This window comes from Pseudoalteromonas sp. (genome assembly GCF_041613455.1).
In the GTDB taxonomy this organism is placed as follows: Bacteria; Pseudomonadota; Gammaproteobacteria; order Enterobacterales; family Alteromonadaceae; genus Pseudoalteromonas.
The window spans coordinates 1-8,910 of record NZ_JBFJHD010000127.1 but is presented as its reverse complement, the minus strand read 5'-3'; the positions used below and the strand labels follow the sequence as shown (position 1 = coordinate 8,910).

At 46.0% G+C, this 8,910-nt stretch carries 5 protein-coding genes and 1 pseudogene; 3 read left to right on the top strand and 3 right to left on the bottom strand.

The window, feature by feature from the left end:
- Together ABYB02_RS11650 and ABYB02_RS11645 are read right to left on the bottom strand one after the other, a co-directional pair.
- Nucleotides 1-322: glutathione S-transferase (locus ABYB02_RS11650; protein WP_372762617.1), on the bottom strand; the 322-nt coding region annotated here is incomplete at its 3' end.
- A gap of 45 nt (nt 323-367) precedes the next feature.
- Nucleotides 368-1,396 carry an NADP-dependent oxidoreductase gene (locus tag ABYB02_RS11645; RefSeq protein ID WP_372762616.1) on the bottom strand — a complete coding sequence of 343 codons (1,029 nt, stop codon included), beginning with the start codon at nt 1,394-1,396 and terminating at the stop codon, nt 368-370.
- 266 nt (nt 1,397-1,662) lie between these two features.
- Between ABYB02_RS11645 and ABYB02_RS11640 the strand changes: the two genes are divergently transcribed.
- Nucleotides 1,663-2,868: an anhydro-N-acetylmuramic acid kinase gene (locus ABYB02_RS11640; RefSeq protein WP_372762615.1), complete on the top strand. Its 1,206-nt coding sequence runs from the start codon at nt 1,663-1,665 to the stop codon at nt 2,866-2,868.
- 18 nt (nt 2,869-2,886) lie between these two features.
- Here ABYB02_RS11640 and ABYB02_RS11635 read toward each other — a convergent pair whose 3' ends face one another.
- The gene (locus ABYB02_RS11635) at nt 2,887-3,408 is read right to left on the bottom strand and encodes a hypothetical protein (RefSeq protein ID WP_372762614.1); all 522 of its coding nucleotides are present in this window, start codon (nt 3,406-3,408) and stop codon (nt 2,887-2,889) included.
- Between the two features lie 622 nt (nt 3,409-4,030).
- Here ABYB02_RS11635 and gltB point away from each other — a divergent pair.
- Complete coding sequence (gene gltB / locus ABYB02_RS11630) at nt 4,031-8,632, top strand: glutamate synthase large subunit (protein ID WP_372762613.1); 4,602 nt, start codon at nt 4,031-4,033, stop codon at nt 8,630-8,632.
- Between the two features lie 20 nt (nt 8,633-8,652).
- Nucleotides 8,653-8,910, top strand: a pseudogene (gene gltD, locus ABYB02_RS11625) (glutamate synthase); the annotation flags it as partial.

Sequence of the window (8,910 nt, the reverse complement as noted above, 5' to 3'; positions counted from 1 at the left end):
GTAAAATGGCCGAGCTTTCAGCAAAGTGCAGCCATTGTTGGTAGTCTACATACTCAGCGGTACCCACTGGTGGTGCAAACTTGCCGTTGCCGTATTTAGTAATAAGGTAATCGGTGATCGCGCCCGACTCAGCCACAATCAGGCCGTCGTCTTCAATCACCGGTGATTTACCCAATGGATGCACTTGCTTTAGTTCGTCGGGGGCTAAAAAAGTCTCTTTGTTGCGTTGATAAGCCACAATTTCGTAGTCAACATTGAGCTCTTCTAGTAACCAAATTATGCGTTTTGAGCGTGATTTATTTAAGTGATGTAGTTTGATCATAGTAATCCTTGTGGCGCTGCAAGCGAGGCTCGCAACGCGTTACATTTAAAGTGGGCTATTAACTTTAACCACGGTTTTACCGAAGTTGTTACCGGCGATCATATCGTTAAAGGCAGTGAGGGTATTTTCAAGGCCTTCTACCATGTGCTCACGGTATTGAATTTTGCCTTCTTGCAGCCATTGCTGCATGGCTTGGGCAAATTCATCATAACGATGACCGTAATCGTCAAAAATTATAAAGCCTTGCATTTTTATGCGTTTAGTAAGTATTTGCCCCATTAATAGGCCGAGACGATCTGGGCCTTGCGGCAGGCTAGTGGCATTATATTGCGACACTAAACCGCATACTGGCACCCGTGCCGAGGTATTCAGTAACGGTAATACGGCGTCAAATACTTTTCCGCCCACATTTTCGTAATATACGTCTATGCCGCTATCGCAGGCTGTTGCTAACTGCTGGGCAAAGTCAGCGGCTTTATGATCGATACAGGCATCAAAGCCAAGTTTTTCAACCGCATGGGCACATTTTTCTGCGCCACCGGCGATCCCTACTACGTTACAGCCTTTAATTTTTGCAATTTGGCCAACGGTAGCGCCCACCGGGCCGGTTGCTGCGGCAACCACCACGGTTTCACCGGCTTTGGGTGCGCCAATATCAAGCAGCCCCATGTAAGCAGTAAACCCTGGCATGCCCATAATGCCTAGCGCGTATGACGGGTTAGCAGGTGCTTTGCCTAATTGCATTAAGCCTTCGCCGTTACTAATGGCGTAATCTTGCCAGCCGGTGTATGCAAGTACCCATTCGCCTTGGCTAAATTTATCGTTTTTAGACGCTTCGACTTGGCACACGGTGGCGCCTACCATTACCTCACCAATCTTAACTGGGTCGGCATACGACTTAGCATCGCTCATTCGACCCCGCATGTAAGGATCAAGTGACAAATATATAGTGCGCAGTAATACTTCGCCGTCTTTTAATGCTGGCAGCTGTACGGTGTTTAATACAAAATTTTCCTCGCTGGGGGCACCGTGAGGGCGTGAGGCAAGGGTAAGTTGGCGGCTGGTTGTAGACATAAAAATCTCCAATAATGAATAAGTACACTGCGGTGGCTGAATGGTTAGCCGAGTAACGTTGCTGATAGCCAAACAAAAATGCGCAGACACGCGGTGATAATGATCAGAGCTTAGGGCGTAGAGGGAATAATTCAACCCCAAGCGTAGAGTATTTATTCTAATGGCATGCCGGTTTGTTACGATATAAAAGGCTAGCGCTATAATTTTACTCGCAACTGCTCTACTATAAACTCATACCTTGTTAGATAGATTGTCGCGGAGTAACCATGCACCCTCATATTGCAGCGCTTTACAACAGTGCTTTAAAACCAAGCCGTTTAATTATAGGACTAATGAGTGGCACGTCATTAGATGGCCTTGATGTGGCGCTGTGTAAAATAACGGGAGCAGGCTTAAACACGCAAATAGAACTGTTAAACTTTACCACAGTAAACTACAACGCTGATTATAAAGGTAAAATAAAGCAGGTATTTGCCAAACGTGAATGTGATTTAGAGCATTTAACACTACTCCATCCGTGGGTTGGCAAGTACCACGGCGAAATAGTGCAGCAATGCTTAGCACAATGGCAGGTAAACCCCGCCGATATTGATGTGATAGCCAGCCACGGGCAAACAATTTACCACTGTCCACAATCGCAGCATAACCATAGCGATTTTAACCATGGCACATTACAAATTGGCGACAGCGATCAAATCGCGGTGACCACAGGGATCACCACGATTGGTGACTTTAGGCAAAAACACATCGCCGCAGGTGGCGAGGGGGCACCATTAGCGGTATATGGCGATTATTTGTTTTTTTCTAGCCGCAACGAAAACCGTATTTTACTAAATATGGGCGGCATAGCTAACCTCACGTTTTTACCAAAAAGCGGTGCTGCCGATGCGGTATTTAGTTCAGATATTGGCCCCGGCAATACCATTATGGATGCCTATGTGCAGCGCCACTTTACCAATATGCATTATGATGAAAACGCGACGATTGCTAAAGCGGGCACGGTTAATACGCGGTTACTGACCGCTTTATGCGACAACCCGTTTTTTGCGTTAAAAATGCCCAAAACCACCGGCCCTGAGGTGTTTAATTTAGCCTATTTAGCCGCAGCTCAACATGCCTCTAATACCGAGCACTTATCACATCAAGACGTATTGGCGACGTTAAACCGCTTTACCGCACAAGTTATCGCCAACGCGTTAAATAATTGCGCAAAAAATGCGCCCGACTGCGTGGTGTATGCCAGTGGTGGCGGCGTGCATAACTTGTTGTTAATGCAGCATCTGGTGGCGCTGTGCCCAACAATTAAAGACTTTCATAATACCCAGGCACTGGGAGTGAACCCCGATGCCAAAGAAGCGGTGCTATTTGCTATTTTAGCTAACGAATGCTTAGCCGGTGAGCAACGCCTGTTAGATAACCAAACCCAAGGTATTGCAGGCATCACACTTGGCAAAGTGAGTTTTGCCGATTAAACAGTTAAATAGTGCTGCTTAAAACAGCGAGAGTAAAGCGGCTCCCATATTAGCAAAATATTGCCAAACTCGCTGGCGAGGAGCAGGGGGCTCAGTGGTGGGGGCTGTATAGCCTTGCGCGAACTGGCGAATGTACATGTCAAATTGCAGGTTATTCTTTAAAACACGGTGTTTACCGTGCAAAGTTATTTGCATCACAAAATTATGGTTATGCGCTATTTTATCTAACGTTAGATTGACTTGTCCGCGTGCTAAATCATGCAAATCAAGCGTGGTTTGCGTGTAATACTGAGCTTTGCGCGCATATGGCTGAGTTGCGCTAAGCGAAACAATGTCACCTTCATGAGCCGCTTCAGGTAAAACGCATTGCAGCGTAATTTGATGCTGGCTATTAGCCTCTTGTATTAGCGTGCCACATGCCATGTTATGGCCTGTAGACTCGAACATAGTGTGTTCAAGTGAGGTGAGTGCAAAGCTTAATTGCACTAAAGGTTTGCTCATGTACTCTTCTAACAGCTGTTGATGACGAAATATGCTCATATTATCAGCTATTATTATTGCAAAATTATGACTAACAGGGGTTAGCAGCAGCAGAGTTGCGTTTAATAATGCCGTTATTAAATAAAAATTTATTATAGAGCACATTTGTTGCTCAAGCGTTAAATACGTTTTCGGCTAAATAGCCGTGTATTTTTGAGCTAAGTGAATGCTGGTTTTGTATTCATTATCATGAGTCTAGTGTGCACTGGGTAACATTTTCAGCGCTAAAAACGCACTTTTTATGCTGTTCACTAAAAAGCCGTACCTCATCCAAATCAACTATGCGCGCCTGTTAAACATCAGGTATAGATCTATAAGTGTAAATAAAAAGCACTGTTTATATTAATTTATGGTTATATATATTCATATAAACTGAATGTATATTCACTATAAGGTTGACTCGAAACAGTTTTGCAGTTAATTTTTAACCCCTTTAATTAATTATTTACACTAATGAAAGTCACACTATCTGGGCGTAAAGTCGCGTGTTGTAACAGCTAACTACCTAAAACATCAACACTTTTCTGCCAGTAGTACAGATCTTGAGTATATAAAAATATATGACTTAATGAGCAAGCATAATTTAGCTGATAGCAATAGGCTGATGAAATAGGAATACGTAATGAATGATATGAGCAAAAAATCCGCAGGCCTTTATCGCGCTGAATTTGAACACGACAGCTGTGGCATTGGTTTTGTCGCTAACCTTAAGGGTAAAAAGTCTCACGCTATTATTGATGATGCACTTACCATGCTGAGCTGCATGGAACATCGCGGCGGAACCGGGTTTGACGTTAAAAGTGGTGATGGTGCTGGTATTCTTATTCAAATTCCTGATGCGCTTTTGCGTGACGAAACCGCCAAACTAGGCTTTACCCTACCCAGTGCGGGTAACTACGGTGTAGGGATGATTTTTTTTCCACGCGATAACAGGCAAAGTGACGCGTGTAGAGAAATCTTAAACCACAACATCAGTGAATTGGGGCTATCGCTACTTGGCTATCGAGCTGTTCCGGGAGATAACTCGATGTTAGGCGCGGCGGCACTTGAAACCGAGCCGCAAATTGAGCAGGTGTTTATTGCCAAGCCAGCAGCACTGACAGCGCAAGAGTTTGAGCGCAAATTATTTGTGCTGCGTAAATACACCTCACATAAAATCAACGGCTTAAAGTTTACCGAACGTGACGAGTTTTATGTGACCTCAATGTCATCCAGTAAAATTGTTTATAAAGGTCAGTTTACCACCGAGCAAGTGCGTCAATATTATCTTGATTTGCAAGACCCACGGACAATCTCGGGCATGGCAATGTTTCACTCGCGCTTTTCGACCAATACATTTCCGGCTTGGCGCCGTGCACAACCGTTTCGCTACATTGCCCATAACGGTGAAATTAACACGGTACGCGGTAACATTAACTGGATGAATGCCCGTGAAGCGCTATTTAGCTCGGTTAATTTTAGCGATGCTGAACTAAACATGCTTAATCCGGTGTGTAATAACGATAACTCCGATTCTGCAAATTTAGATATGGCGATTGAGTTATTAGTGCTGAGTGGGCGCTCATTGGCGCAAGTTATGATGATGATGGTGCCCGAAGCATGGCAAACCCAAACCGATATGGATGCCACAAAACGCGCATTTTACGAGTATTATGCCTGTATTATGGAGCCGTGGGATGGCCCAGCCTCGTTATCGTTTACCGACGGTAATATTATTGGCGCCACCTTAGATCGTAACGGCCTGCGTCCGTCGCGTTACTTGTTAACCGAAGATGGTACCTTAGTGATGGGCTCAGAAACCGGCACTTTATGTGTTGATCAAGCTACTGTGGTTGAAAAAGGGCGCTTACAGCCGGGTAAAATATTTATTGCCGATTTACAGCAAGGGCGCATTATTAGTGATGACGAAGTAAAACAACAGGTCAGCTCGGCGCAGCCGTATGCACGTTGGTTGGCCGAAAACAAGGTAACGCTTGAACAACTCCCTATTCCCACTGCCTCAATGGCGCAACCGCCGCTGGCAGGGCTACGTAAAATACAAAAAGCATTTGGTTACAGCAGCGAAGATCTCAATTTAATCTTGGCGGGTATGGTTGAAACAGCCAAAGAGCCGCTAGGGGCGATGGGCACCGATACGCCATTGGCGGTATTGTCACATCGACCACAGCAGCTCTCACATTATTTTAAGCAATTATTTGCGCAAGTAACCAACCCGCCGATTGATCCGATCCGTGAAGAGCTGGTGATGTCGTTGCGTGGCTATATTGGTCGCTCATTAAATTTATTGGCAGAAACCGCCGGGCATTGTCATAAGGTTGAAATTGAACAACCGGTGCTTACTAATGAGCAGTTACGTAAATTACAATACATAGATAATAACCACCTACAAGCGAAAACGATTGATATTACCTTTAACGCCCATGGCGGACCGGGCGCGTTGAAAAAAGCCCTTGATCGCATTTGCTTGTATGCTAAAAACGCCGTCGAAGACGATTATGAAATCCTTATTTTAAGTGATCGTGGCGTCGACAGCGATCACGTGGCTATTCCGTCACTGCTTGCCACCGCCGCGGTGCACCATTATTTAATTCGCGAAAAGTTACGCTCTCACGCCGATATTATTTTGGAGTCTGGCGATATTCGCGAAACCCATCATTTTGCCACAGTAATAGGCTATGGCGCTGCCGCGGTAAATCCGTACTTAGCGTTAGAGAGCATGTATGGTTTGCGCGATGAAGGTGTATTAAATAAAAACTTAACCAATCAGCAAATTACTGAAAAATACACCAAAGCCGTCGGCAGTGGGCTGCTGAAAACCTTTTCTAAAATGGGCATTTCAACGCTGCAATCGTATTTAGGCGCGCAAATTTTTGAAGCAATTGGCATTAGCTCAGAGGTAATAGAGCAATACTTTACCGGGACTGTGAGCCGTATTGGCGGGTTAAGCTTAGATCAAATTGCCCAAGAAGCGCTATTACGCCACCGCGAAGGCTTTCCAGAAGCCAACCGCATTGCGATTGATAAACTGCTGCCAAGCGGTGGCGAATACGCGTGGCGCAATGATGGTGAGCGGCATTTATTTAACCCTACGGTCATTCGTTTACTGCAGCACTCTACAGCAAGCAATAATGTTGCGCAGTTTAAACAATATGCGAAAACGGTGGACGATCAGAGTAAAGACGCGTTTACCTTACGTGGCTTACTTGAATTGCACAGCGATAGACCGGCTATTGACCTAAGTGAAGTTGAGCCGGTTGCTAATATTTTTAAGCGTTTTGCCTCAGGGGCCATGTCGTTTGGTTCTATTTCGTGGGAAGCGCATACCACCTTAGCGATTGCCATGAACCGCATTGGCGGCAAAAGTAACAGTGGCGAAGGCGGCGAAGATCCCATTCGTTTTACACCGCTTGCTAATGGCGATTCGATGAACTCGCGGATCAAGCAAGTGGCTTCGGGGCGCTTTGGTGTCACCAGTCATTATTTAGCCAATGCCGACGAGCTACAAATTAAAATGGCGCAGGGCGCTAAACCCGGTGAAGGTGGACAGTTACCGGGCGATAAAGTGGATGCTTGGATTGGTAAAACCCGTGGTTCTACGCCAGGTGTGGGGTTAATTTCGCCACCGCCGCATCATGATATTTACTCTATTGAAGATTTATCGCAGCTTATTTTTGACCTGAAAAACGCTAATCGCGACGCGCGGGTTAACGTTAAATTGGTGTCTGAAGCCGGGGTAGGTACGGTGGCATCGGGGGTCGCCAAAGCGTACGCCGATGTGGTGCTGATTGCCGGTCACGATGGCGGTACTGGTGCGTCACCACTGAGTTCAATTAAGCATACCGGTTTACCGTGGGAGCTGGGTTTAGCCGAAACGCATCAAACGCTGGTGCGCAATAAGTTACGTAGTCGTATTACGGTACAAACCGATGGGCAGCTGAAAACGCCGCGCGATTTAGCCATTGCAACGTTACTTGGCGCAGAAGAATATGGCATGGCCACCACCGCGTTAGTGGTTGAGGGCTGTATTATGATGCGTAAGTGTCATTTAAATACCTGCCCGGTGGGCATTGCCACGCAAGACAAAGGCCTGCGCGACAAATTTACCGGTCGTGCCGATATTTTAGTTAACTTTTTCACTATGATGGCAGAAGGGTTACGCGAAATTATGGCTGAGCTGGGCTTTCGTAGCATTAACGAAATGGTGGGGCAAACTCAGTGCCTGTCGCAGCGTAAAGACGTTGCGCATTGGAAGTATCAAGGGGTTGACCTAACGCCGCTACTACACAAAGTAGAGTGCGCTGAAAACGAAACTCTGTATCAATCGATTCAGCAAAAACACTTAATTGACGACATTATCGACCGCAAAATGATCAACGATGCTCAAGGGGCTCTGCAGTCGGGGCACAGTGTGGCGCTTGAATACGATGTGATCAACACCGACAGAACCATCGGGGCGATGATCTCTCACGAAATTTCTAAAAAATATCATGCTGACGGCCTCCCTGAAAATACCATTAAGGTTAAATTTAACGGCTCAGCCGGGCAAAGCTTTGGCTGCTTTGCGACTAAAGGTTTGCGCTTTGAGCTGGAAGGCGATGCCAACGATTACTTTGGTAAAGGGCTGTCGGGGGCAAACTTAGTGGTGTACCCCAGCAAACAAGCAAAGTTTGTTGCCAGTGAAAATATTTTGATTGGTAATGTTGCCTTTTTTGGTGCCACCTCTGGCTCGGCGTTTATTCGCGGTATTGCGGGGGAACGGTTTTGTGTGCGTAACTCGGGCGCAACGGCCGTGGTTGAAGGAGTCGGCGATCACGGGTGTGAATACATGACCGGCGGTAAAGTGGTTATTTTAGGCACCACCGGACGTAACTTTGCAGCGGGAATGTCGGGCGGTATTGCCTATGTGCTCGATGTAAATAATGACTTTGCAGCTAAGTGCAATATGGAAATGGTGGCATTAGAAACGGTTGATAGCGATGCAGAAAATCAAGCATTAAAAGCACTCATTAGCGAACATTTAGCCGCCACCGGCTCAGAGGTTGCCAGCGAATTATTACAAGATTGGGGTAACAGCGTTAAGCGCTTCGTTAAAGTCATGCCGATTGATTACAAACGCATGCAAGGTTACATGGATGATGTACGTAAGAGCGGTAAATTTGACTCTGAGTACGATATTGCTGTTGAAGCTTTCGATATCCACTTAAATAACATAGCTAGCGCTTAAGCTGCCAAGGAGAAATAATTATGGGAAATCCAACTGGGTTTATCAACGTAGGGCGTGCCTTGCCAACTGAGCGTAACGCCGGTGAGCGCTTAATTGACTGGTTAGAAGTATATGAAGAAATCCCCCAAGCCGCTGTCGAGCAACAAGCTTCGCGGTGTATGGATTGTGGTGTGCCGTTTTGCCAATCAGCAAAGTCAGAATTTGCACCGGCAGTTGCTGGGTGTCCGGTAAATAATGTTATTCCAGAATGGAACGACTTAATTTATCGCGGCCGTTGG

Bases quoted from the DNA above. Each gene is read 5' to 3' on its own strand.
- gltB (WP_372762613.1), top strand. From the start codon at position 4,031: ATGAATGATATGAGCAAAAAATCCGCAGGCCTTTATCGCGCTGAATTT.
- ABYB02_RS11635 (WP_372762614.1), bottom strand. From the start codon at position 3,408: ATGAGCATATTTCGTCATCAACAGCTGTTAGAAGAGTACATGAGCAAA.
- ABYB02_RS11645 (WP_372762616.1), bottom strand. From the start codon at position 1,396: ATGTCTACAACCAGCCGCCAACTTACCCTTGCCTCACGCCCTCACGGT.
- ABYB02_RS11640 (WP_372762615.1), top strand. From the start codon at position 1,663: ATGCACCCTCATATTGCAGCGCTTTACAACAGTGCTTTAAAACCAAGC.